This window comes from Amycolatopsis sp. NPDC088138 (assembly GCF_044741685.1).
In the GTDB taxonomy this organism is placed as follows: Bacteria; Actinomycetota; Actinomycetes; order Mycobacteriales; family Pseudonocardiaceae; genus Amycolatopsis.
The window spans coordinates 652531-678658 of record NZ_JBIUTB010000002.1; the positions used below are offsets into that span (position 1 = coordinate 652531).

At 69.1% G+C, this 26128-nt stretch carries 14 protein-coding genes; 8 read left to right on the forward strand and 6 right to left on the reverse strand.

Annotated features, from left to right (window positions below; genetic code table 11):
* Window position 1: 1 nt before the first annotated feature.
* The gene (gene fxsT, locus ACIOD2_RS10585) at window positions 2–4447 is read left to right on the forward strand and encodes an FxSxx-COOH system tetratricopeptide repeat protein (RefSeq protein WP_400536534.1); all 4446 of its coding nucleotides are present in this window, start codon (window positions 2–4) and stop codon (window positions 4445–4447) included.
* 6 nt (window positions 4448–4453) lie between these two features.
* Here fxsT (ACIOD2_RS10585) and ACIOD2_RS10590 read toward each other — a convergent pair whose 3' ends face one another.
* Together ACIOD2_RS10590 and ACIOD2_RS10595 are read right to left on the reverse strand one after the other, a co-directional pair.
* Window positions 4454–6259 carry an aKG-HExxH-type peptide beta-hydroxylase gene (locus tag ACIOD2_RS10590; RefSeq protein WP_400536535.1) on the reverse strand — a complete coding sequence of 602 codons (1806 nt, stop codon included), beginning with the start codon at window positions 6257–6259 and terminating at the stop codon, window positions 4454–4456.
* A gap of 2 nt (window positions 6260–6261) precedes the next feature.
* Window positions 6262–6453, reverse strand: a complete 192-nt coding sequence (locus ACIOD2_RS10595) for a hypothetical protein (RefSeq protein ID WP_400536536.1) — start codon at window positions 6451–6453, stop codon at window positions 6262–6264.
* Window positions 6454–6656: 203 nt separating this feature from the next.
* Here ACIOD2_RS10595 and ACIOD2_RS10600 point away from each other — a divergent pair, with 203 nt between their 5' ends.
* The 4 genes from ACIOD2_RS10600 to fxsT (ACIOD2_RS10615) are packed head-to-tail and all read left to right on the forward strand — an operon-like array spanning window position 6657 to window position 14495.
* The gene (locus ACIOD2_RS10600; RefSeq protein ID WP_400536537.1) at window positions 6657–7544 is read left to right on the forward strand and encodes a hypothetical protein; all 888 of its coding nucleotides are present in this window, start codon (window positions 6657–6659) and stop codon (window positions 7542–7544) included.
* Window positions 7453–9168, forward strand: coding sequence for a hypothetical protein (locus tag ACIOD2_RS10605; protein ID WP_400536538.1), 1716 nt, complete (start codon window positions 7453–7455; stop codon window positions 9166–9168). Before ACIOD2_RS10600 ends, ACIOD2_RS10605 begins: the two co-directional genes overlap by 92 nt.
* A complete protein-coding gene (locus ACIOD2_RS10610; RefSeq protein WP_400536539.1) occupies window positions 9146–10204 on the forward strand; it encodes an AAA family ATPase in 1059 nt (352 codons plus the stop codon). Before ACIOD2_RS10605 ends, ACIOD2_RS10610 begins: the two co-directional genes overlap by 23 nt.
* A 1-nt stretch (window position 10205) precedes the next feature.
* Window positions 10206–14495 (forward strand): FxSxx-COOH system tetratricopeptide repeat protein, encoded by a 4290-nt coding sequence (gene fxsT / locus ACIOD2_RS10615; RefSeq protein ID WP_400536540.1) that lies wholly within the window; start codon window positions 10206–10208, stop codon window positions 14493–14495.
* 6 nt (window positions 14496–14501) lie between these two features.
* Here fxsT (ACIOD2_RS10615) and ACIOD2_RS10620 read toward each other — a convergent pair whose 3' ends face one another.
* From ACIOD2_RS10620 to ACIOD2_RS10630, 3 genes are all read right to left on the reverse strand, one after another.
* On the reverse strand, window positions 14502–16298 hold the full coding sequence (locus ACIOD2_RS10620; protein ID WP_400536541.1) for an HEXXH motif domain-containing protein: 1797 nt from the start codon (window positions 16296–16298) through the stop codon (window positions 14502–14504).
* Window positions 16299–16316: 18 nt separating this feature from the next.
* Window positions 16317–16535: a hypothetical protein gene (locus tag ACIOD2_RS10625; RefSeq protein WP_400536542.1), complete on the reverse strand. Its 219-nt coding sequence runs from the start codon at window positions 16533–16535 to the stop codon at window positions 16317–16319.
* 259 nt (window positions 16536–16794) lie between these two features.
* Window positions 16795–17979 carry a TetR/AcrR family transcriptional regulator gene (locus ACIOD2_RS10630; protein ID WP_400536543.1) on the reverse strand — a complete coding sequence of 395 codons (1185 nt, stop codon included), beginning with the start codon at window positions 17977–17979 and terminating at the stop codon, window positions 16795–16797.
* Between the two features lie 161 nt (window positions 17980–18140).
* On the opposite strand from ACIOD2_RS10630, the gene ACIOD2_RS10635 reads away from it, so the two are divergent.
* From ACIOD2_RS10635 to ACIOD2_RS10645, 3 genes are all read left to right on the forward strand, one after another.
* Window positions 18141–19352 carry an acetyl-CoA C-acetyltransferase gene (locus ACIOD2_RS10635; RefSeq protein WP_323323099.1) on the forward strand — a complete coding sequence of 404 codons (1212 nt, stop codon included), beginning with the start codon at window positions 18141–18143 and terminating at the stop codon, window positions 19350–19352.
* Window positions 19353–19360: 8 nt separating this feature from the next.
* Window positions 19361–21532, forward strand: a complete 2172-nt coding sequence (locus tag ACIOD2_RS10640) for a 3-hydroxyacyl-CoA dehydrogenase NAD-binding domain-containing protein (protein WP_400536544.1) — start codon at window positions 19361–19363, stop codon at window positions 21530–21532.
* Between the two features lie 203 nt (window positions 21533–21735).
* Complete coding sequence (locus ACIOD2_RS10645; RefSeq protein WP_400536545.1) at window positions 21736–24072, forward strand: GH92 family glycosyl hydrolase; 2337 nt, start codon at window positions 21736–21738, stop codon at window positions 24070–24072.
* On the opposite strand, the gene ACIOD2_RS10650 is transcribed toward ACIOD2_RS10645, so the two are convergent.
* Window positions 24069–26120: an MMPL family transporter gene (locus ACIOD2_RS10650; protein ID WP_400536546.1), complete on the reverse strand. Its 2052-nt coding sequence runs from the start codon at window positions 26118–26120 to the stop codon at window positions 24069–24071. The genes ACIOD2_RS10645 and ACIOD2_RS10650 overlap by 4 nt on opposite strands.
* Window positions 26121–26128 lie beyond the last annotated feature (8 nt).

A 26128-nucleotide genomic window follows, 5' to 3' on the forward strand; every position in this document is an offset into this window, starting at 1 on the left:
AATGCCGGAAAACCCGGGTGGTCATGAAGACCACGACCTGACGGCGAACGAGGTCGCCGACGGGCTGTGGCTGATGGCCGCCATCGCGGCGAACTCGGCCGACGAGCCGGAGCCGCCTGCCCCGACGGAGCCTCCAACCCGGGCCGAGCCGCCAGAGACCGCCACGGTGCATCCTCCACCGATGAGCCCGAGGGAAGAACCCGGGCGCGGCGATGACCACCTGCCGCCCCCCGACCTGCCACCGGTCGTCCTGACCGAACTCGGGCACCCCCGTGCGACCACGGGCGCGGGCGGCCTGCTCGACGCCGGCGAAGAATCGCCGTCGGCCGGTGCGACGTCCCCGCTACCCGACATCGGGAAGCTCGTCCGCGCCTTCCGGTCGTTCAAGAAGAAAGTCCCTTCGGACCAGCCGGAAGACGTCGAACTCGACGAGGAGCGCACGGTCGACCTCAGCGCGGAAGCAGGGATGCTCTTCCCCGTCACGAAACGGACGCGCCGGCCCTGGCTGCACCTGACCCTGGTGGTCGAGCAGGCACCGTCGATGGCGCTCTGGGCCCCGACCATCGCGGCGTTCGTCACGCTGTGCCAGCGGCGGCTCGGGATCTTCCGCTCGGTCCAGGTGCGCCTGCTGGAGACGGGGAAGACCGGGCGTGCCGAGGGCGGCATGGTCCTGGGGCCGGTGCTGCGCGGCGGAACGCCGGACAGCCCGGCGCGTGGCGCCGGCGAGCCGGTCGACTCCTCCGGCCGGCGGCTGATGCTCGTGCTGACCGACGGCATCAGCGACGCCTGGCACCGGGACCTCGTGCAGCCACTGCTGGCGCGATGGGGCCGCAAGGTCCCGGTCGCGGTGGTGCACCTGCTGCCACGGCGGCTTTGGGCCCGAGGCGGAGTCGACGCGCAGAACGCCGAGATCACGACCAAGGGGCCGGTGCGGCCCAACGCCTCGTACCTCGTCCGGTTGACCGACTTCCTGCTCGACGAACTCGACCAGGCGGAACTGACCGCGGACTCCGTCGCGGTCCCGGTACTGGAACTGGAAGAACGGTGGTTTCGCAGGTGGGCGGAGGTCGTCACCGGCCGGGCGGACGTCCCGCGGAAATGTTCCGTCATGGTGATTCGCGACCGGCCGGCGGGAGCGGTAACCGAATCGAGTGAAATTCCGGTCTCGCGTGAGAATGAGGTGAACTCAAACGATCGAGTGAGGGATTTTCACAGTCAGGCTTCGCCGTCGGCGTTCCGGCTGGCCACGCTCCTCGCCGCCGTTCCGGTGGACCTCGACGTCGCGTCCGCGGTGCAGGCGGAGATGCTGCCCGGGTCAGGCCCGGACCACCTGGTGGAGGTGTTCACGAGCGGCCTGCTGCGCCACGAGGGCGATCGGCAGCCCTGGGATCGCAACACCCCGTGGGAATTCTCCGGCCAGACCAGAAGAGTGCTGCTCAGCGGCGCGCGGAGATCGGACACCGCGCACGCGGTCCGCGCGGCGTCCCGCCAGTACGGTGAACAGAACCCCACACTGGCCCGGCTGCAGGCGGCACTGGTCGAACCGGACTCGACCCCAGACCCGGAACCCGCGACGGCGTCGCATGCGGAGATAGCGCTCGAGCGAGATGTGATGAGTGCGTTGTCGGGTCCGTACTTATCGCGAGCGGATCGTTTGGCTAGAATCGACAAGAGGGGCGGTTCCCCGAGTTCACCCGGTTTGCGTGGTTCCGCTGTGGACTTTAGCGCTGCTAGCATCCCGGCGGTGAGTGACACGATGTCGCAGGAACTCAAGGGGCCGAGTATCCCCAGCGAACCCGCAGCCACCGATGTGGCGAACCAGGACCCGACCGAACGCCATCCGGAGACCAGGGAAAAGCTCGCCGATCAAGCCAGCGTGGTGGCCAGCGTCGGAGCGTCGACGTCGCGTCAGGTACGGCGTTCGGGTGAAGAGGTTCCCCCGGTCTGGGGCTCGATTCCCCCGCCCAACCCGAATTTCACCGGACGCGGCGAGCTGCTCGCCCAGCTGAGTGAACGATTGGGCGCCGGAACCACGGCGGTGCTACCGGCCACGCTGCACGGCATGGGCGGCATCGGCAAGACGCAGATGGCCACCGAATACATCTACCGGCACCTGCAGGACTACGACATCGTCTGGTGGATCCAGGCCACCCAGCCGACCCAGATCCACGCGTCACTCACCGAACTGGCTCAGCACCTCCGCCTGCCTGGCGCCGACGAGGCCATCACCGCTGTGCCCGCGGTCAAGGAGGCACTGCGCCTCGGTCGACCGTACCGACGATGGCTGCTCGTCTTCGACTCGGCCGAAGACCCGGACGTGGTCCGCCCGTTCTTCCCGGTCGGCGGCACCGGCGACATCCTCGTGACCTCGCGCAACCCGAACTGGGCGGGAATGGCGCGGCCCCTCGAGGTGGCCATCTTCGAACGCAGCGAAAGCAAGATGCTGCTAAGCAGGCGCGGACCCCAACTCGACGACGCGGACGCCGATCGCATCGCCGAGAAGCTGGGCGACCTGCCGCTGGCGATCGAGCAAGCCGCGGCTTGGCTGGCCGAAACCGGCATGAGGGCCGGGGAATACCTGCAGTTGTTCGACGAGAAGGTCGCAGAGATTCTCGAGACCTCGAACCCGCAGGACTCCGAAACCTCGGTCGCCGCGGCGTGGAACGTGTCGTTCGACCAGCTGAGCGTCAGCAACCCCGCGGCACATCAGCTGCTGCAGGTTTGTGCTTTCTTCGCCCCCGAACCGGTCTCGCGGAGCTTGTTCGCCGGCGTTCGCGGGCTCACGGTGTCACCCGAACTCGACACTGCGTTGCGTGATCCGATCAAGCTGAGCCGGGCCATTCGCGACATCAACCGGTTCGGCCTCGCGAAGATCGACCACCGCACCGATACCATCCTCCTTCACCGGCTCGTCCAGCTGGTCCTGCGTAACCGCATGTCGGAGCAGCACCGCAACGATATGCGGCACGGCGCGCACCAGCTGCTGGCCAACCTAGATCCGAACGACCCAGGGTCGCCGAGGCAGTGGCAGCGCTACCAGGAGGTGCTGCCGCACATCTACGACGCTGAACTCATCGAGTGCACGGATCAGTGGGTGCGCCAGCTGGTCATCAATTTGTCGATGTTCCTCTTCCATTGGGGTGACCACGACGGTGCAGTCACGCTCGCAGAACGCGCGGTGCACGCGTGGGGCCAGGATCGGCTTGAACGGCAAAACAGAGGCGAAGCGCCGATCGAAGATCCGCCGTTGCAGGAGCTTCAGGCGACCGAGCGATTGGCTTACTTCCAATGGACTGTGGGGCGCTACGCCGACGCGGCGAAGACCAGCAAGCTCACCTATGACCGCTATCGGGAGTCGATCGGTGCTGACCGGGAAGAAACGCTCGGCGCCGCCCTGACCTACGCGGTCATCCTCAAGCCGAGGGGTGAATTCGCGGAAGCCGCCCAGCGCAATGAAGAGATTTATGTGAAGGCGCGTGGCCTGTTCGGTAGCGACGACCCGATCACACTTGTTGCCGGCAACGACTATGTCACGGCGCTGCTCTTGATAGGGGAATATCGGCAGGCGCTTGAACTGGCCAAGGATACGTATGGTCGGCGCGTGGAAGTCCTCGGTTACGACAACGCGTCGACCGTCACGACACAGGTCTTGATGGTGATCGCCCGGCGTGAGCTGGGCGAGTACCCGTGGGCGCGGATCGAGCAGCAGCAGATCACCGACCGGGTCGAGCACTCCTACGGCACGGACAACATCAACACCCTGCGTCGCAAGTACCACCTGGCGGTCGCGTGCCGGAAGGACGGCGACCACGACGCGGCTCGCTCGATCTCCGAGGACGCTCTCCGTCGGTTCCGCATCCGGTACGGCGACAAACACCCGAACGCACTGGCTTGTGCGCTCGGCTACTCAATCGACTTACGGCACGCGCACGAGTTCACGCGGGCCCGTGAGCTGGGCGAGGAGGTCTTCGACCTCTACCGCGAAAGTCTGGGAGAGAAGCACCCGCACACGCTCTCGGCAGCGCTCGACCTCGGTGTGACCATGCGATTATCCGGAGACCCCTCGAATGCGCGGGTCCTGGACGAACGTTCGCTCGAGGAGTTCAGGGCGCAGTTGGGCGAGGATCACCCGCACACGATCGTGTGTGCGATCGACGTCGCGAGCGATCTCGCGGCGTTGGATCGCGTCGAAGAAGCAGCAGAGCGTGATGCGGAACTGCTCGAGCGCTCACGTCGGGTCCTCGGCGAAAACCACCCGACAACACTGGCGGTCCAGCTCAACTACTCTCTCGACCTCAGAACTCTGGGGCAGGTGGAGAAGGCGGATGAGCTGTACAAGGACGTCATGAGCCGCTATCGCCACGTCCTGGGTGAGACCCACCCCGGCACGGTGGCGGCGTCGCGCGGTGTTCGCGCCGACTGTGACATCGACCCGATGCCGCTGTAACCCTGTTCAGTGGGTGAACCGGCCGATCCACCCGGCGACGGTTTCGATGTCGGGGGTGTCCGCATTCGCGCGGAGTACTCGGTGCACCGCCCGGACCAGTTCCGGGCGGTGCAGCAACGCTCGTGCCGCCGGACCGGTGCCGCGTGCCGCGAGGGCCAGACCAAGACCGACGATCGCGGTCGGCAGCCCCGGATCGACCACCAGCAGGTGTCGGTAGCCGTCCGCCGCCGACTCGTTGGCTCCCCTGATCAACGCCAGATCGGCGTCGGTCGCGCCGGGAACCTGGGGCCCGCGTTCGGCCAGCGCGGTGTCGTCCCGGCCCAGCCGAAGCCGGATCAAGTCGGTCCGGGCGTCGGTCCAGCCGCCGTCCGGCACCGGTGTCGGTGTCCGCGGTTCCGGTAGCCGGCCGAGTTTGGGCCACGAGTTGCCGTGGGCCCACGCCTCGGCGAGTGCCGAAACGGTGCCGGGGTCCGGGCGCAGGTGCCGAAGGCGCCAGGTCGCGTAGTGGTCGAGCGCGGAGGTCGCCGCCCAAGCAGCGGGTCCGGTCGCGACCGGCTCCTCCTGCCAGGGCTCGATTTCGGTCGCGATCCTGTCAAGGAACCGGTGCCCGGGCGAGGTCAGGCATTCGTCGCCGCGCACGGCCCGCAGGGTGCGCCAGGTGGCGCTCCGCCACAGCGCGAACTCGAACGACGCCAGTGCGTTGTCCGGTTCGGCCGCGGCCAGCGCCCGCCAAAAGGCCGTCACGCCGAAGAACGCGTAAATCCCGTGCAGCACACCACCGATCGGCCGCGGATCGTCTCGCCAAGGTGCGTACAGCCGCTCGCGGGGGTCGTCGGTGTGCAAGGTGGCCAGGTGCTGGACACCGCCGAGCCGGATGTGCTGGAACTCGTGGACGAGCGCGGCGGCGAGCTGCTCGGAATCGCCGCTGTACGCCACGATCGCGCTGCCGAACGCTTCGCCGGTGGACGCGCTGGGCAGCCGGAAGGCGACGGCCGGGGCAGGCACGACTGATTCGAGGCCGGCCGACAGCGCATCAGCCAGGTCAGGCAGGTTTGTGGCGAGCAGATGCCAGGCGTTGCCGACGACGGTGCGCCACGATTCGACCTCCAGCGCGGTGAGCCGTTTAGGCGGAATCGGTTCGTAAAGGCCGCGATAGGGGTCGAGGTCGTCGAGCCTGATCGAGAGCCTCTGGTCACCGTGCCAGCTCGTGATCCGGCGGATGGGCTGCCAGCCCGCGGTTTCTACACTCAGGTCGTCCGGTAGCCGGACCTCGACCTGCCGGTTCCGTACGACGATCCCGTCGGCTCCGGCGGACACTCGCGTCACCCCGAACGGTTCGCCGGTACGCAGCCGGACCATGCCGAGCGTCGGCAGCGACACAGTTCCCTGCCAGATCGGGAGTTCCGCCTCGAAGGCGGCCCCGGCTCGGACGGCCGCGGCCGCGGCCAGACAGTGCACGTGGCCGAGGTGGACCCAGAACGGGCAGACGCCGGTCACGTCCTGGCGGCACAACCGGGTGGTGTAACCCGCCCAGGTCCCGGTGTACGGATGGGCGAGAATCGTTTCGACCGCGGCAGGAGCCTGGTGCTGAATCCTGGCCAGCAGGTCCCACGCCCACTCGGGAGACGGGAGCGGGGCGGAAACCTCGGGGGATTTGGCCGCCAGGTCGATGATTCCCCGCAGCAGGAGCAGCCGCCGGCTCCGCTCGGTCGCGCGAAGGTGCCGCACCAAGGCCGGACCGCCGCCACCCCGGGCGAATGCGTCGAAATCGGTCCACGGCAGATGGTGGGGGATCAGTTCGTCAGCGGTCACGGTCAGTCGACTCGCTTGGCGCCTTGGCTGCCACTCGCCGTCACCGGGATATAGGAAACCCTCTCCGCCACGTGCCGCAATGCTTTGCGCAATTCGCTGCCGTCGAGGGTGCGCAGCTCCGAGAGCGGGACACCGCCGAGATCGAGGACCGCGGATTCGATTCCCGCTTCCCTGCCGGAGCGTGCAGACTGCATCGCGATTCCCCTCTCGCAGGGAGAACGGACCCCGTCGGCCCACTTGTCATTGTCCCGTATTTCCGGCCGTTGCGACAGTGACGGAGGCCGTACGCCGTTCGGACGACGCCGGGAGAGTCCGGCGACGTCGGCCGAGCGTGGCCGTGGACGGCTTGACCTGTGACAATGAGAGCCTGCCGCGAACTCGGGGAGGTCCGGTGGTCATGGATTCGGCCGCGTACCACAAGACGATCATGGCGCTGGACATCGCAGGCTACAACGATCCCAGGCGCACCACGGCCCACCGCCTGGTGGTGCACGACGGGTTCTGGAACCTGTTGCGCACGTCGTTCGCGGAGGTGGGTGTGCCCTGGGATGTCCTGTTCCAGGAGAACACGGGTGACGGCGCGATGATCCAACTGCCTGCCCAGGTGGCGAAAGCGGACCTTGTAGCCGCGTTGCCGGACCGGATGCTGGCGGAGTTGCGGCGCTACAACGCGGTGCACGCCGAAGAGGCGCACGTGCAGTTGCGTGTGGCGTTCCACGCCGGCGAGGTCTACCAAGCCAGTCACGGCACGGTCAGTGACGCGACCAGCCACGCGTTCCGCTTGGTGGAAGCACCGGAAGCGAAGAGTGCTTTGAAGACGTCCGGCGCGGCACTGGCACTGATCGTTTCGGATTCGTTCTACCAGGACGTCGTACGCGCCGACCCTGCGGCGGATGCCCCCTCCTACCACCGCATCCGCGTTTCGGTCAAGGAAACGAAGGCCGAAGCTTGGCTGCGTTTACTGGGCGCGGCAGCCAACGGGTTCCCGGTGCGTGAATTACGGCAACCGGCGGCGGACGGGTTTTCGGCGTTGGTGGACGCGTTGCTCGCGGTACCTTGCGTCCGCAAGGCGGAAAGCCGGCACCTTCTGCTGGACCTGTTCCCCCGCCGGGAAATCGCGGACGTGGTTCCGCACCACGCCGAAGACCGCCTGCACGTGATCGCGCTGGCCAGGACGTGCCAGCGGTTCACCCGTGGCCTCGCCGACCTGCTGGACGCGATCAGGATGCTGGAGCCGAAGTCTCCTCAAGTCGACGCGCTCGCCGCGATCATCGAACAGTTGTGAACCACCTTGTGTCCACCTTTTGCCCCTATTCCGCTCGGGATCGATGGGTAAAATCACGGGTCCCGGGCACCCGGGCGGGGAGGTGGTTCGTCAGGTGTCGGCCGGTGAGCAAACTCGCGGACCGGGACGGGAGTTGCATCTCCCGTCCACGGTCCGGGTAGCGGTCCGGGAGGCGATCGTCAATCTCCTCGCCAACGCCGGGCTGGCCGCCGACCGGCCGAGCCGGTCACTGATGCTGGAATTGATTCACGACAACCTCGGGTTCCCGCTGACGCTTTCGGAACACGCGACCGGGCGGGATCAGCTGATCGACATCGTCAACGCCTGCGCCCGCGCGGATGGCGGGATGCACGCGCTCGATCACGCCGTACGCATGTTGCGGCCGGGTTCCCCGGAATTCGAACTCCTGCACCGGCTCGTGCACGAACCGCGGATGCACGACCTCCTGCCGGATTCCGAACTGTCGTGGTTGCGTTCCGTGCTGAGCGGATTCACCCCGCCCCGGCTCGGCATCCTCGTCCGGCGCGCGGCGAGCCCGGCGACGTGCCCGGCCGCCGAGCCGGGTGACGCTTGGGAGGCGTTCTGCCTGCTGACCGAGCTCAACACGCCGGCGCACGGGCTCCCGCCGGCGCTGGCCTTCGTCGAGCTCGTCGCCACGAAGTGCGCGCGCCCGCTCGGTGACGAACTGCGGGAATGGAACACCTGGCAGGCTCGGCGGGTGCAGGGCGAGGCGCGGCTGCGGGAACTTCGCACCGAACGCGAGCACAACGGCGGTGGTGAGCTCCGCCTGCACCTGGTGATCATGGTGGAACTGGACGGGATCGACCCCGACCGGCACGTCGTTTCCCATTGGCGCCAGGAGGATCCGCAGGAGTGGCCACCGGCCAGAGGCGGCATCACCACCATCCGCGGCGCGGATCTCGAATACCACGTCGACCAGCTGATCGTCGACGCGGAACGAGCTTGGTCGGAATACCGCGAAGAAGTGGCGCTCGAATTCGTGCTGCCGCGGGCACTCGTGAACCTTCCCGTGCACCGGTGGTGCAAGGAACACGAAACCGGGGATCCCCGGCCGCTGTTCCTCGACTATCCGATCGTCATCCGCTCATTGGAGCGGATGTTCTCCCGTCAGTGGCACCGGGCGTGGCGAATCCGCTGGGAGGCGATGAGCGGAAATCCGTCCGCTGAACGGGTGTATTACTGCTCGCCGCAGGACGCCGCCGGGCGCCATCGGCTCGACGCGATTCTCAGCGACGGAAAGTGGTTGATGATGGTTCTCGCCGGTCCGCCGCCGACGCGGCCGCGCCCCGGCGGGGACGAGATGGCGACGGGGCTGCGTTCCGGGATTCCCGTGCTGCTGTGGCACCCCGACGCCGACGCCGAGGTTCTGCACGAGGTTGTCGCGTGGCTCCTCGACAGCGGTGGTCTCGGTGACCTGCCCGCACGGACCCAGGATTCCCGTCGAGCGGCGTTCCGCGAGGTGACCATTCCGGTCGACCTGCGGATCGCCCGTGATCTGGTCGTCCTGTGGGACGACCCGAGCAGACTGCTTTTCCTGGACGACGGTCCTTACCTGCCGGACGCGATACGGGAGGATTCAGATGAACGCGGTAGAGCATCCTGAGCGGCCGGACTGGTGGATCTACCGCGGCACCGGCCGTCCCCTTCCCGGCGCCTCGTTGGCCGACCTGCTTCCGCCGGCCCCGCCGTGGCGGGCGTTCAACGGCGGGCCGCTGCCGGTCGAGGACGTCGTACCGCAGGACGAGGGGGAAGCCGACCGCCGGCTGGGTTCCGAGCACCGGCTGCCGGCCCGGCACGTCGACCCGCACGAGATCGACATGGTCAACGCGGCCCTGTACCTGCGACGTCCCCTGCTGGTGACCGGCCGCCCGGGAAGCGGGAAGTCGAGCCTCGCGTACCGGGTCGCGCGGGAACTGAGGCTGGGCCGGGTGCTGCGGTGGCCGATCACCTCCCGCACCACGCTCAAAGGCGGTCTCTACAACTACGACGCGATCGGCCGCGCTCAGGCGGCCGGTGCGCGCGCCGCCGAGCGGCGAGACGGCGACCAGGAGCCGCCGATCGGCGAGTACCTCCGGCTCGGCGAGCTCGGCACCGTCTTCCTGCCGCGCCGTCAGCCACGCGTCCTCCTGATCGACGAGCTGGACAAGAGTGAGGCGGATCTGCCCAACGACCTGCTCAGCCTGTTCGAGGACGGCGAGTTCCTGATCCCCGAGCTGGTGCGGATGCGCAGCCGCAGCCGCGAAGTCGAGGTCTTCACAGCGGATCCGGACGCGACGGCCACGATCCCGGACGGCCGGGTCCGGTGCGCCGCGTTCCCCTTCGTCGTCATCACCAGCAACGGCGACCGCGACTTCCCGCCGGCCTTCCTGCGCCGGTGTCTCCGGCTCGAAATCCAGGATCCGGACATCGAACAGCTGGCCGCGATGGTGGCGGCGCACGCGCTCGACCCGGCCGACACCCACCGGTCCCGCATCATCGAAGAGTTCGTCAGCCGTAGTGAGGCCTTCGGCGGGCTGCCGGTCGACAAGCTCCTCGAGGCCGTCTACCTCGCGACTTCGGGGGCCTACCGCGACGAAGGGGAGTCCTGGCCCCGGTTGATGGACGCGATCTGGCGGCAGTTGAACTCCGTGGTGCCGTGAGATGGCCGGGGAGCCGACCGAGCGCCCGCCTCGTGCCGGAGCGCTGTCGTGGAGTGAGGTCGCGGACGCGGTTTGGCTCGCGGCGGTGCTCGGGGAGCCCGTGGGGCGCCAAGCCGGTGAGCCGGCACCGGAGTCCGGCCCGCCCGAGCCGGAGCCGCCGCCCGAGCCGTCACACCCGGATCCCGAGCCGGCTCCGGCCGGGGATCCACCGTCGTCGTCACCGGTCACGGAGCCGGAGCCGGCCGCCGGGCATCGTCGGCGGCCGGTCTTCGGGGGGTTCGCGCGGGACTTCCCAGGGCACGGCGCACGGTCGCCGGGAAACGGGCGGCCGCCTGGATCGTCGACGATGCGTGGTGGCCCGGACATCCTGCGGGCCCTCCGGCCGTTGAAGCAGCTGCGTCCGTCGTCGTGGGACGACGACGTCCAGCTGGACGAGGAACTGACCGCTGAACAAGCCGTCCAGGACGGTCTCTGGCTCCCGGTGCTGAAACCCGCCACGACGACCCGCGTCCTGGATCTGACGGTGGTGGTCGACGCCGGTTCGTCGATGGCGCTGTGGCAGCCGGAGGTCAGGTCGTTCCTCAAGCTGGTGCAGCAGCTCGGCGCGTTCCGGACGGTCCGGATCCGGTACCTGGAAACGGAGACCCGGGCGACCGACGGCTCCCTGGCCCCGGTGCTGCGCGGCGGCACCCCGGACGCGCCGCAGCACAGCGTGGCCGAACTCCTGGACTGGTACGGCGACCGGCTCATGCTCGTCCTGACCGACGGGGTCGGCGAAGCGTGGCGACGTGACCTGGTTTCGCCGCTGCTCGCGCAGTGGAGCAGGGGCATGCCGGTCGCCCTGGTGCACCTGCTGCCCCAGCACATGTGGAAGAAGGCCGGCATCCCCCTGCACCGGGCGTTGCTGACGTCACCCGGCCCGTTCCGGCCGAACCGCCGGTACGGGTTCGACCTGCCGGACGCCTGGATGACCATGGCGGACCCCGAAAAGGCGGTCAGCGGCGCAGTGCCGATCCCGGTCCTCGAGCTGGGCGGGCGGTGGTTCAGCTGGTGGGTGCGGCTCATTTCGCGCTCGGTCACCGAGGCGGTGCCGGGCACGGTACTGCTCGCGCGTGACCAACCGATGCCCGAGACCGGGGACGACGAAGGGCCGGCCAGGCCGCCGACGGCCCAGGAGCGGGTCCGGCGGTTCCTCGGAGCCGCGACGCCGCCGGCGTTCCGGCTCGCGACCCTGCTGGCCGCGGTTCCGGTCAGCCTGCCGATCGCCCGGTTCGTCCGGGCGGAACTCGTGCCCGAGGCCGACACGTCGCACCTCGCCGAGGTGTTCACGAGCGGGCTTCTCGGACCGCAGGCGGGCCGTCCGGATCCGGCCGGCGAAGATGCCGTCTTCGAGTTTCCGGCCTCGGTCCGCGAGGCACTGCTCACGGCCGGACGGCGCTCGGAGACCGTGCAGGTGGTCGCCGCGACCGGAGAGCGGTTCGGCGAGCAGCACCCCGTTCTGCTGAGGATCGTCGACGCGCTTGCCGATCCCGATCGGGCGGACCTGCCCGAAGAGGGCGCGGACATCACCCTCGAGCGCGTGGTGATGCGCGCGCTTTCCGGGCCGTACGCCTGGCGCGCCGAACGGCTGCACGAGCGGGAGCGGGAACTCGCGGTCGCGGCGGCGGAGAGCGGCGCCGCCGGAGAGGACGAGGCCGAGGACGGCGTGGGCCCGCCGGCGACGGCCGAACTCGAAGTCGCGGACGAACGGCTGGTCGCGAACGTCCGGGAGGAAGCGGCCACCTCCCTGCGCCGCGTCCGGCGGATCACCACCGACGCACCGGTGATCTGGGGCGCGGTCCCCGCGCGCAATTCGGAGTTCGTCGGCCGCCGGGATCTGCTCGACCGGCTCGGTGCGAGCCTGGATTCGGGCGGCAGCGCGATCCTGCACGGGCCGGGCGGCCTCGGCAAGACCCAGCTCGCGGTCGAGTACATCTACCGGCGCCTCCGCGACCACGATCTCGTGTGGTGGGTCAGCGCGACCCAGGAATCCCAGATCCGGGCGTCCTTGATGGAACTCGCCCGGCAACTGCGCCTGCCGGGTGCGGACGAGACGGTCGCCGCGGTACCGGCGGTCCTGGAAGCGCTCCTCGCCGGCAAGCCGTACCGCCGCTGGCTGATCGTCTTCGACGCGGCCGACGAACCCGAGTCCCTCCTGCCGTTCCTCCCGGTCGGCGGGCCGGGACGAATCCTGATCACCGCACGCGCCGCCGCCTCGGACTCCTTCCCCGCGGAGCCGATCGAGGTCGACCGATTCTCCCGCGCGGAGAGCATCGACCTCCTGCGCCGCCGGGACGGCACGGTCACGATGTCGGACGCCGAGGCACTGGCGGAGAAGCTGGGTGACCTGCCGATCGCGCTGGCCCAGGCCGCGGCCTGGCGGGCCGAGACCGGGATGCCGGTCGCCGACTACAGCCGGCTGCTCGACGAGAAGATGGCAGACCTCTACACCCTTTCCCCGCGGCCGACGGACTACGAGATCTCCGTGACGGCGGCGTGGAACGTCTCCTTCGACGGGCTCTCGACCCGCAACCCGGCTGCGCACCAGCTGCTCCAGGTGTGCGCGTTCTTCGCCGCCGAACCGATTTCCCGCAGCCTGTTCGCCGGGGTCCGCGGCGTGTCGATCGCGCCGGAGCTGGACACCGCGATGCGTGACCCCGTCCTCCTGGACCGGGCGCTGCGGGAGATCAACCGGTGCCGGCTGGCGAAGCTGGACCACCGCAGCGGCACCTTGCTCCTGCACCGGCTCGCGCAGCAGGTGCTGCGGGAGACGATGACGGACGAGACCCGAGCAAAGATGCGGCACGGCGCCCACCTCCTGCTCGGAAATCTCGATCCGAAAGACCCCGAGGCGGCCCGCCAGTGGCCGCAGTATCAGCTGGTCCTGCCGCACTTCCGGCACGCCGGGCTGATCGACTGCGAAGATCAGTGGGTCCGGCAACTGGTGGTCAACCTGCTGAAGTTCCAGTACTTCTCCGGTGACCACACGGGCGCGCTCACCTTGACCGAGGAGGTCGTCGCCGCCTGGACGGAGCGGTACGGCGCCGAGGACCCGCAGACGCTGGCCGCCTCGGAGCATCTCGGGTTCGTGCTCTGGGTGCTCGGCCGGTACGAGGCGTCGTCGGAGGTCAGCAGTCGGACGTTGCGGCTCTACCGGCGGACCTTCGGCCCCGAATCGGAACAGGCGCTGGGCGCCGAAGTGCTGGTGGCGACCGGACACAAGTCCAACGGCGACTTCTTCGCAGCCCGTGACCTCAACCGGCAGACCTACGAAAAGGTCCGCGCGCTGTTCGGCGACGACGATCCGACCGCGCTCGAAGCGGCCCACGACCTCGTGGTCTCACTCCTGCTGGCCGGCGACTACGAGCAGGCTCGCTGGCTCAGCGAGGACACCTACGAGCGCCGGTCCGAGATCTTCGGGTACGACAACTGGGAGACCATCCTCACGCTGAACATCATGATCATCTGCCGTCGCGAGCTCGGTGACTACTCGTGGGCGCGGATCGAACAGGAAAAGGTCGTGGAGCGGGTCCGCGGGCTGTTCGGCGCGGGAACCGACGGTGTCATCCGCCGTGACCTCCACCTGGCGGTGGCGCAACGCAAAGACGGTTACCACGAGGCGGCGCTGACCCTGTCGGGCAGCGCGCTGCAGCGGTTCCGGCACAAGTACGGGTCGGATCACCCCAACGCGATGGCCTGCGCGCTCGCCCATTCCATCGACTTGCGCAACGCCGGTGAACTGCCGGCGTCGTTGGAGCTGGGCGAACAGGCGCTGTCGCTGTACCGGGGCAGCCTGGGGGACCGGCACCCGCACACGCTGGCAGCCGAAGCCGACATCGGCGTCACCCTGCGTCTGCTCGGCGATCCGGCGAGCGCGCTGGCCCGGGACGAGCGCGCGCTCTCCGGCCTGCGTGATCGGCTGGGCCCGGCCCACCCGCACGTCCTGGCGTGCTCGATCAACACGGCGAACGACTGGTTCGCGCTCGGCGACGTGCAGCGGTCCCTGCGGATGAACACCGACACGTTGGCGCGGTTGCGCCGGGCACTGCCCGACAGCCACCCCACCACTCTCGCCGCGCGGCTCAACCGGGCCCTGGATCTCGAGCGGCTCGGCCGCGTCCGCGAGGCATTGAGTCAGCACCGGGACGTGCTCGTCGTGGCCGACCGGGTGCTGCGCCCCGGCCATCCCGCGATCACGGCGGCGGAGAACGCGGTTCGTGCGGAGTGCGACATCGACCCGATGCCGTTATAGCCCGGGTCAGAGCAGTGCTTCGCCGATCCAACCGGCCAATTCGTCAACTGCCGGTGTTTTCTCCGTATCGCGCAACTCCCGGTGCACCGCGCGGACCAGCTCCGGCACGCCGAGCAAGGCGCGCGTAGCCGGCCCGGCCGGCAGGGAAAGGCCGAGGCCGATCAGCGCCGCGGCGTGCTCCGGATCCTGGTCGAGCACGGATCGGTACGCGGTGCGGGCTTCATCGTCCAGGCCGGCGATCAGCCGGTGGTCACCCTCGAGCGCGCCCGGCACCTGCGACCACACCTGCGGCAGCTTGGTTTCGCCGTCCCGGCGGAATCGGACCCGGATCAGATCGGCACGGGCGTTCGCCCACTCCCCGTCCGAAACGGTGTCGAGGCGGCCGCTCGGCGACACCCGCGGGCAGGGCTCGCCGCGTTGCCAGGCCTGAGCGAGATCCGCGGTCACGTCGGGCTCGGGACGGAGGTGGCGGAGCCGCCAGCCGGCGTAGTGGTCCGCGGCCAGCTTCTCCGCCCAGTGCACTGCTTCGGGGGCGCCCGGTTCGGTTTGCCACGGGCCGAAAACGGCGGCGAGTTCGTCCAGGAACCGCCGTCCCGCGTCGGTCAGCGCGGCGTCGTCGCGGATCGATTCGAGGGTCTGCCACGTCTGCGCCCGCCAGTGAGCGAACTCGAAGGCGGCCAACCGGTCTTCCGGGTGCGCCCGTGAGAGCGCGCGCCAGAAGGCCGAAACACCGAAGAACGCGTAAACCCCGTGCACCAGGCCGCCGAGCGGACGCGGGTCTTCCCGCCACGGGGCGTAGAGCCGTTCGGTGCGGTCGTCGTCGTGCAGCCGCGCCAACTGCAGCAGGCCACCCAGCCGGATGTGCTGGAACTCGTGCACCAGGGCCGCGGCGAGGGTGGCGGGCTCTTCGTCCTCGGGCCCGGCGATGACCGCGCTCCCGAAGGCTTCGCCCGTCGACGCGCTGGGAAGGCGGAAAGGAACGGCTGGGTTCGGCACGATCGACGTCAGACCTGCGGGCAGGGATTCCGCGTACTCGGGCAGGTGCTCGACGATCAGCCGCCACGCTTCGCCGAGCAGGTCCCGCCAGCGCGCCGCTTCGGCATCCGTCAGCCGGTCCGGTGGTATCGGGTGGTAAAGCCCGCGATGCGGGTCCAGATCGTCGAGCCGCAGTGCCAGAACCCGGCCCTCGGCCTCGAAGCGGAACTCTCGGAGCGGGCTCCAGGTTGCCGTACCGGGCGCGGCCTGCGAGCGATCGCCGCTGATCGTGAAGGATCCGTCCGCCCCGTGCACTTCTGCGGTCGTAAACCCGCCGCCTTCGGCCAACCGAGCTGCGCCCAGGGTCGGCAGCACGACGGTGTCGTTCCAGACCGGCACCTGGATGGTGAACCTCAGGCCCGCGTGGATCGCCGCGGCCGCGGCGAGGGTGTGGAGGTAGCCGTAGTGCACCCAGAGTGGGCACTCGCCCGTCAGCCCCTGCTCGATCAGCCGGGTCGTGTAGCCCGCCCAGCTCCCCGTGTACGGGTGGGCGATCACCCGCTCCAGCGCGTCCGGCTCGGTTTCCTCCGCCCGGACCAGCAGATCCCAGGCTGTTTCGACGGAGGTGAGCGGACCTGTCAAACGTTCGTCTGCTTTTGCCAGGTCCACGAGACCGGACAGCAGAAGCAACCGGCGGCTGCGATCAGCGCTGCGCAGTACGCTCCCGGTGCTCGACCCGCCGGCACCGACGGCCAGCTCGTCGAAGGTGTCCCAGGAAACCGTGTGCAGGTCCGGAACGGACATCACATGATTCTTCGTGCGCACCATGAGCTCTCCGGATCGCCTTCAGTCGACGCGTTTGGCGCCGCCACTGCCGCTCGCGGTCACCGGGATGTGCGCCGTCCGGTCCGCGGCGTGGCGAATCGAACGGCGAAACGCGACGGGGTCGAGTTTTCGCAGTTCTGACAGTGAGAACGCGCTCAGGTCGAGGAGTTCGGATTTGATCCCCGGTTGCTCATTGCCATCCGGCGATCGCATACCGATATTTCCTCTTCCGTAACTCATCGAATCGACGGGAACGGAGCGTAAACTATCACGTCGAACGTTGCTCCAATAGGGTGACCCCAGTTAAGTGTTTTCGCTGGCAACAAGGGTCTTGGGGGCGAAACTGTGATCGAACTTGCGTTCGATTCGAGGGCCGGCTCGCTGAGGGGCGCCAAATTGGACACGCTGTGTTATGAAGGGGTTGCTCTTGGGTGCGGCGGGGAAGTGCAATTGCCGGATGATTGTCCTTTGTCGAGACAATGATCTTCTGCTGCTGTGGCTAGTCTGCGACGTCGAGAATCGTGTGCAGGAGGGCGGTCAGTTCGGCCTCGAAGTGGGGTCGGGACGCTACCCGGCGGGTGCGGGCCAGGTCGTTTGCGATGGTCAGGGCCGCGTGGACCGTTATCTTCGCCTCGCGCGGGGGGAGCTGGGGCTGTACTGCCGAAAGCAGCGTGACCCACTGGGTGACGTAGTCGCGCTGGATGCGCAGCAGGTCGGCTTTGTCGCGGTCCGGCATCGTCACCCGGTCCGCCGAGAACGACACCAGCAGTTCCGGCGTGTGCAGGATCGTGTGCACGTACGAGGCCGCCAGCCTGTGCAGCGCCGAGCGTTCGTCCGTTGCCTGCAGTGCTCGCTCGGCGGCCAGGGCCAGGCGGTCCGCCGCGCGGTGGCCGATCGCCACCATGAGGGCCGCCTTGCTGGGGAAGTGGCGGTAGACGCTCGGGCCCGCGATGCCGGCCGCCGCGCCGATGTCCTCCATGCTCACGTCGTGGAAGCCTCGCTGGGCGAACAGGGCCGTGGCCTCCGCCAGGACCTGCTCTCGGCGGGACGGCGTGCCCAGACGCAACGGCGGCGTGTCCGATTGCGTGGAGACCGGCGATGGAAGTGTGGCGTTGAGCACACCGAGAGCCAGTTCGACCAGTAACTGAGCGAAGCGGCGACGGGCCACGGCCGTGTGGTGGACCGACACGCTGCCGAACACCGACAGGGCGGCCCAGCACAGCAGCTCGGCGTCCTCGGCCGGCAGTTCCGGCCGCTGGACGAGCAGCGCCTTCGACCACGACGCCAGCGCCAGCGCCGACCGGCGGGCGATCTCCCGCTGGTCTTCCTTCGGGAGGTGACGGCCTTCCCAGCGCCACAGCGCCGCGATCTCCCGGCGCTCGACGGCCTGCGCCGCGAGACGGTTGAGCAGGGCTTCCAGCTGGTCGGCGGGCGGAACCGAGTCGGACAGCGCCTCCGCCGTCGCCGCCTCCAGGTCTTCGAAGCCGCTGAGGACGACGTACGCGAGGATCGCCTGCTTGTCCGCGAAGTGCCGGTACAGGGCCGGGCCGGTGACGCCCGCCGCGTCCGCGATGTCCTTGATGCCGACACCCGGGAAGCCGCGCGCGCGGAACAGCTCCGCGGCGACCGCGGCCAGCTGGGCCTTGCGGTCGCGCGGTCGCACAGAGCGCACGGAGTCGGTCATGGTGAGTCGACGATAGCGGTTAACGGCACACCTGCAACCCATTGACACCATGGGGTTATCCGGCGATATGTTAATGGCCATTAGCCCTACTGGCCGGTATCATCGACTGTGACACACGGCTAGGTACGACGACGTTCCCACCCGCTCGCGAGGAGTGTTCAGTGAGTAGCGAGGCCTACATCTACGAGGCGATCCGCACGCCTCGCGGCAAGAACAAGGGCGGTGCCCTCCACGGCACCAAGCCGGTCGACCTGGTGGTCGGCCTGATCGAAGAGCTGAAGGTCCGTCACCCGAACCTCGACCCCGCCGTGATCGACGACGTCGTGCTCGGCGTCGTCTCACCGGTCGGCGAGCAGGGTGCGGTCATCGCGCGCACCGCCGCGCTGAACGCGGGCCTGCCCGAGACCGTCGCGGGCGTGCAGCTCAACCGCTTCTGCGCCTCCGGCCTGGAAGCCACCAACACCGCCGCGCAGAAGATCCGTTCCGGCTGGGACAACCTGATCATCGCCGGCGGTGTCGAGTCGATGTCGCGGGTGCCGATGGGCTCCGACGGCGGCGCGCTGTTCATGGACCCGGCCACCGCGTACGACAACTACATCGTCCCGCAGGGCACCGGCGCCGACCTGATCGCGACCATCGAGGGCTTCTCGCGCGAGGACGTCGACGCGTGGGCCGTGCGCTCGCAGGAGAAGGCCGAGGCGGCCTGGTCCGGCGGCTACTTCGCCAAGTCCGTCGTCCCGGTCAAGGACATCAACGGCGTGACCGTCCTGGACCACGACGAGCACCGCCGTCCCGGCTCCACCGTCGAGGGCCTCGGCAAGCTGAAGCCGGCGTTCGCCGGTATCGGCGAGCTGGGCGGCTTCGACGCCGTCGCGCTGCAGAAGTACCACTCGGTCGAGAAGATCAACCACGTCCACACCGGCGGCAACTCCTCCGGCATCGTCGACGGCGCCGCGCTGGTGCTCGTCGGCTCCGAGCAGATCGGCAAGACCTTCGGGCTGACGCCGCGCGCCCGGATCGTGGCGACCGCGTCGATCGGCTCCGAGCCGACGATCATGCTCACCGGCCCGACCCCGGCCACCGAAAAGGTGCTGAAGACCGCGGGCCTCAAGCCCGAGGACATCGACCTGTGGGAGCTCAACGAGGCGTTCGCGTCCGTCGTGCTCAAGTGGATCAAGGACCTGCACCTCGACGAGGAGAAGGTCAACGTCAACGGCGGCGCGATCGCCATGGGCCACCCGCTCGGCGCCACCGGCGCGATGCTGGTCGGCACCGTGGTCGACGAGCTCGAACGCCGCCAGGCGCGCCGCGCCCTGGTGACCCTGTGCATCGGCGGCGGCATGGGCGTCGCCACCATCATCGAGCGGGTGTGAGGACACTAATGGCTGAGAGCAAGACCATCCGCTGGGAGCAGGACGAGGACGGCATCGTCACGCTGACCCTCGACGACCCGAAGCAGTCGGCGAACACGATGAACGCCGACTTCCGCGAGTCGCTCGGCGTGACCGTGGACCGGCTGGAGGCCGAGAAGGACTCCATCACCGGCGTCGTCATCACCTCCGCGAAGAAGACCTTCTTCGCCGGCGGCGACCTGAACGACCTCATCCAGGCGAAGCCCGAGAACGCGGTCGAGTTCACCGAGTCGTCCGGCCTGATGAAGGGCCAGATGCGGCGGATCGAGCAGCTCGGCAAGCCGGTCGTCGCGGCGATCAACGGCGCCGCGCTCGGCGGTGGCCTGGAGATCGCGCTGGCGACGCACCACCGCATCGCGGCCGACGCCAAGGGCAGCCAGATCGGCCTGCCCGAGGTGACGCTGGGCCTGCTGCCCGGCGGCGGTGGCGTCGTGCGCACTGTCCGATTGCTGGGTATCCAGAGCGCGCTGCTGAACGTCCTGCTGCAGGGCCAGCGCCTCCGTCCGCGCAAGGCGCAGGAGCTGGGCCTGGTGCACGAGGTCGTCGACACCGTCGAGGAGCTCGTCCCCGCCGCGAAGGCGTGGATCAAGGCCAACCCCGAAGGCGGCGTCCAGCCCTGGGACGTCAAGGGCTACCGGATCCCGGGCGGCACGCCGTCCAACCCGAGCTTCGCGGCGAACCTGCCCGCGTTCCCGGCTAACCTGCGCAAGCAGATCAAGGGCGCGAACATGCCGGCGCCGCGGGCGATCCTGGCCGCCGCCATCGAGGGCTCGCAGGTCGACTTCGACACCGCGATCACCATCGAGACGCGCTACTTCATCAGCCTCGCCACCGGCCAGGTCTCGAAGAACATGACGAAGGCGTTCTTCTTCGACCTGCAAACGATCAACTCCGGCGGCTCGCGGCCGGACGGCTTCGAGAAGTACACCGCCAAGAAGGTCGGTGTGCTCGGTGCCGGGATGATGGGCGCCGCGATCGCGTACGTGTCGGCGAAGGCCGGCATCGACGTCGTCCTCAAGGACGTCTCGCTCGAGGCGGCCGAGAAGGGCAAGGGCTACGCGGCCAAGATCGAGCAGAAGGCCCTTTCGCGCGGCAAGACCACGCAGGAGAAGTCGGACGCGCTGCTGGCGAAGATCACGCCGACCGCCGACCCGGCCGACTTCGCGGGTGTCGACTTCGTGATCGAGGCCGTGTTCGAGAGCGTCGAGCTGAAGCACAAGGTGTTCGGCGAGATCGAGAGTGTCGTCAACGCCGACGCGGTGCTGGGCTCCAACACCTCGACGCTGCCGATCACCACGCTCGCCGAGGGCGTGCAGCGGACCGAGGACTTCATCGGGATCCACTTCTTCTCGCCGGTGGACAAGATGCCGCTGGTCGAGATCATCTGCGGCGAGAAGACGTCGCCGGCGACGCTGGCGAAGGTCTTCGACTACACGCTGCAGATCAAGAAGACCCCGATCGTCGTCAACGACAGCCGCGGCTTCTTCACCTCGCGCGTCATCGGCACGTTCATCAACGAGGCCGTCGCCGCGCTGGGCGAGGGTGTCGAGCCGGCGTCGATCGAGCAGGCGGGTTCGCAGGCGGGCTACCCGGCGCCGCCGCTGCAGCTTATGGACGAGCTGACGCTGACCCTGCCGCGCAAGATCCGCAAGGAGACCCGCGAGGCGATCGAGGCCGCGGGCGGCACGTGGAAGGGTCACGCGTCGGAGGGCGTCATCGACCGGATGGTCGACGAGTTCGACCGCAAGGGCCGCTCGACGGGCGCGGGCTTCTACGAGTACGGCGAGGACGGCAAGCGCACCGGTCTGTGGCCGGGCCTGCGTGACGCCTTCAAGTCCGGTTCCGCCGAGGTCCCGTTCGAGGACCTCAAGGAGCGGATGCTGTTCGCCGAGGCGCTCGAGACGGTCAAGTGCTTCGACGAGGGCGTGCTGACGTCGGTGGCGGACGCCAACATCGGCTCCATCTTCGGCATCGGCTTCCCGGCGTGGACCGGCGGTGTCATCCAGTACATCAACCAGTACGACGGTGGCCTGCAGGGCTTCGTCGACCGGTCGCGCGAGCTGGCCGCCCGGTACGGCGACCACTTCGAGCCGCCGGCTTCGCTGGTGGAGAAGGCCGCCAAGGGCGAGATCTACGAATAAGGGCTGACATCGGAGGCCGTCACCGGGTGTTCCTGGTGGCGGCCTTCGGCGTTGTTTGACGACCAGGTTGACGTCCTTAGCCAGCTCGGGTCGGTTGAAGCTCAGGCCGCTCTCGATGTCAAAGCGTGCAAGGTGCGGGTGTGTCCGCCTGTTTGTCCGCTCCAGTTCGCCCAAAGGCCATCGGACGCGGTTAATCTCCGCCCATGCGCCGTCCTGTCACGGTGGTACTCGCCGCCGTCCTGTTCGCCTCGAGTCTGACAACGATGTCAGCCGCCTCTGGACTGAGTCCTGCCGACTTCGTCGATCCCCTCATCGGCTCCGCCGGCGACGGCAACACCTACCCCGGCGCCACCGCGCCGTTCGGGATGCTCGCCTGGAGTCCCACCAGTACGCGCGGGGACCAGACCAGTACCGGCGCCGCCAACGGCTACCAGTACGACACCACCCGGATCCGCGGCCTGAGCCTCACGCACGTCAACGGCGCGGGCTGCAACCCCGGCGCCGCGGGGGACGTGCCGATCCTGCCGTTCGCCGGCGACGTCACTTCGTCGCCGACCGCCGACACCACCGACGCGATCTACGCGAGCAACTTCAGCCACGCCGACGAATCGGCGACGCCGGGCCGCTACAAGCTCAGTCTGCAGAACGGCGTGACGACCGACGTTGCCGCGACCGAACGCACCGCGATCGGCACCCTGCAGTACCCGGCGGGCAAGCCCGCGAGCCTGCTTTTCCGGACGTCGAACTCGCTCAACGGCAGCGAAGACGCCGAGACGCATCTCGACCCGGCGAATCGCGAGGTCACCGGGTCCGTGCTCACCGGCGCGTTCTGCGGCCGCCGCGCGAACGGTGGTGTCAACAACCGCAAGTCCTACTACCGCCTGTACTTCACCGCGCAGTTCGACCAGCCGTTCGTCGGCACGGGGACGTGGAAGGACGCGACGTTTCAGCCGGGCGGTCTCGACCAGACCGGCGGTGAGGGTTACGCGACCGGCGCCGACCGTGCCGGCCGGGGTTCTGGCGGCTACGTGACCTTCGTGCCCGGCAGCAAGGTCACCATGCGAATCGCGATCTCCTACGTCTCCCTCGAAGGCGCGGAGCGCAACCTGCGGGCCGAGCAGCCGTCCAAGTCCACTGTGGACAGCGTGGCGACCGCGACGAAGAAGGCGTGGAACACCGAGCTGAGCCGCGTGGACGTCAGCGGCGGAACGGCCAACCAGCAGATCACCTTCTACACCGCGCTCTACCACGGCCTGCAGCAGCCGAACCTCGTGAGCGACGTCGACGGCCAGTACCTCGGGATGGACCAGAAGCCCCACCGCCTCGCCCGCGGCCAGGACGCGCAGTACTCCAACTTCTCCGGCTGGGACCAGTACCGCGCGCAGGTGCAGCTGCTGGCCCTGCTCGAACCCCGCGTCGCCGGGAACTTCGCGCAGTCGCTCTACAACTACGCGCAGCAGAACGACGGCGTCTGGGACCGTTGGGTGCACGTCAACGGCGCGACGCACGTCATGACCGGCGACCCGACGGCCGCAACACTCGCGACGTTCTACGCCATGGGCGTCCGCAACTTCGACTACCGCGGTGCGTTCGACTCGCTCTACAAGCAGGCGACGGTGCCGCGGCCGGAAGGACTGCAGGACGGCGGTTGCCCGGGCCAGTGCGTCGGCCAGCGGCCGAACCTCGCGCAGTACCTGACGTCGCACTACGCGCCCAACGACGTCTGCCGCTGCTGGGGCGGCGCCGCGGAGACGCTCGAAGACGCGGTCGCCGACTTCGCAATCGGACATTTCGCGGAGCTGCTCGGTCGCACTCGCGAAGCCGCGGAGCTGCATGCCCGGGGTGCGTACTGGCGCAACGTCTTCAACCCGGCCACCGGCTACATGCAGGCCCGCAACGTCGACGGCAGCTGGGTGACGCCGTTCGACCCGGCGAGCGACCGCGGTTTCGCGCAGGGCAGCGCGGCGGCCTACACGTGGATGGTCCCGCAGGACGTCTCCGGCCTCGCCGACGCGATGGGCGGCAAGGCGACCGCAGTCACCCGCCTCGATGGCTTCTTCCACGACGCGAACGGGAACTGGCAGCTCAAGGGCGGCGGCCCGCTCAAGTACGACCCGACGAACGAGCCCGATATCCACGCGCCGTGGTTGTACAACGAACTCGGCCGGCCGTGGAAGACGCAGGAGACCGTCCGGCAGCTGGTGAACTCGGTCTACGGGACCGGGCCGTCTGGCCTGCCCGGCAACGACGACCTCGGGACCATGTCCGCTTGGTACGTCTTCGCCGCGCTCGGCATCTACCCGCGCACGCCGGGTTCGGGCGAACTGCTGCTGTCGAGCCCGCTGTTCCCGAGCGCCGTGATCCGCCCGGCGGCCGGGACACCGATCCGGATCACGACGTCGGGCAGCGGCAAGTACGTCGCGGACGTCCGGCGAGGTGGACGTCCGCAGCGAGACTGGAAGCTCGACGCCTCCTTCCTGCGGACAGGCGGTTCCCTGGACTTCCGCCTGTCCGAGACGCCGACCACCTGGGGGACTTAAGGCTCCAGCGCCACGTGCGGGAGCCGCCGGTCCAGCCAGCGAGGCAGCCACCACGCCCGCGCGCCGAGCAGGCGCATGATCGCCGGGACGAGCAGGCAGCGGATCACCAGCGCGTCCAGCAGCACCGCCACCGCCAGGCCGAGCCCGAACTGCGCCAGCATCCGCGACGGGTCGAGGAGGAACGCGCCGAACACCAGCACCATGATCGCGCCGGCGGCGGTGATCACGCCGCCGGTCGCGGCCAGGCCTTCGCGCACCGCGATCCGCGCGTCGCCGGTGCGCCGCCACTCCTCGTGCATCCGCGAGACGAGGAACACCTCGTAGTCCATGGACAGGCCGAACACGATGGCGAAGATCATCACCGGCACGAACGCCTCGATCGGGCCCGGCTGCGCGCCGAACCAGCCGTTGCCGAACACGAGCGTCATCACACCCAGCGAGGCGCCGATGCTCAGGAGGTTCAGCAGCGCCGCCTTGAGCGGGATCAGGACCGACCGGAACACGACCATCAGCAGCAACGCCGACAGCCCGACGACCACCAGCACGAACAACGGCAGCCGGTCGGCGACGGCGTCGGCGAAGTCCGTTGCGGCGGCGACCGAACCGCCGACCAGGTAGTGGCCGGGCAGCGACGGCAGGACTTCGGTCCGCAGGCGCGTCACCAGCTCGGCGGTCGCCTCGTCCTGCGGTGACGTCGTCGGGAACGCGAGCACCGTCGGGCCCATCGGCCGCAGTGCGCGAGCGATCCCGGGTGTCGACGCGAGTCGCTGCTGCAGCGCGACGGGGTCACCGTCCTGCGTGACGACGGCGAGCGGTCCGCTGAAGCCCGGGCCGATCCCTTCGGCCATCAGGTCGTAGGCCCGGCGCGTCGTCGACCCCGCTGGGTCGGTGCTCGAGTCGGCGAACCCGAGCCGCATGCCCGCGGCCGGGATGGCCAGCCCGACGAGGACGATCAGCCCGATCGCCAGCGGCGCGAGGGGCCGACGCTGGACGCCGTCGGCGAGCCGTCGCCAGGCCTTGCCGTGCTCGCGCTTGATCGCGTGCTTCCGGATGCCGCGTTCCAGCCGCTCGCCGAACAGGGACAGCAGTGCGGGCAGCAGCGTCACCGACGCGAGCATCGTCATGAGGACGGTGAGCGCGACGGCCAGCGCGACGCCCCGCAAGCCGCCGAGTCCGAGGGCGAGCAGGCCGAGCAGCGCGATGATCACCGTCGTCCCGGCGAACAGCACCGAGCGCCCGGCGGTGTCGAGTGCACGCCGCGCCGCCGTGTCGCGGTCGTGGCCGTCGAGGATCTCGCCGCGGTAGCGGGAGAAGATGAGCAGTGCGTAGTCGACGCCGACACCGAACCCGACCAGCATCATCAGGGGCGACGTGTAGCTCGCGATGTCGACGTAGTGCGAGACGATCGTGATCGCGCCGAGCGTGCTGCCGACCGCGAACACCGCGGTGATCACCGGTAGGCCCGCCGCGAGCAGCGAGCGGAACAGGAACACGAGCACGACCAGCGCGGCGAGCAGCCCGACGCCTTCCGCTGGACCACCGCCGTCCGAGATGCGCTCGATCGGGTCGCCGGCCAGCGCCACTTCGACCGGCCCGGCCTGTTTCGCGGCGTCGGCGAACTTGACGATGTCGTCGTACGGAAGGTCGGCCGAGGCCGCGTCGAAGGTGACGGTCGCGTAGCCGATCCGGCCGTCGGGCGAGAGCGTCTCGAACGGCCCGGTCACCGACCGCACGTGCGGCTGCAATCGGACATTTCCCAGAACTTCTTCGACTGCAGCTCGCTGCGTGGCGAGCCCGGTTTCGGACTTCAGAACTATCTGCGCGCTCGCTCCGGACTGCGCGGTGTCCTTCAGGAGATCGACGACCTGCTGCGACTCGGTGCCCGGCAGCGAGTTGTCGTCGTGGAAGGCGCTCCCGATGAGCCGGGAGGTGAAGGTGACGGCGAGGAGGACCAGAGCCCAGAGTGCGACAGCGAGCCACCGGTGGTGTTGCGCCCAGCCGGCCAGGCGCGCCAGCCGTCCGCCGGAGGTGCGAGTGATGGTGTCCATGGTGGACA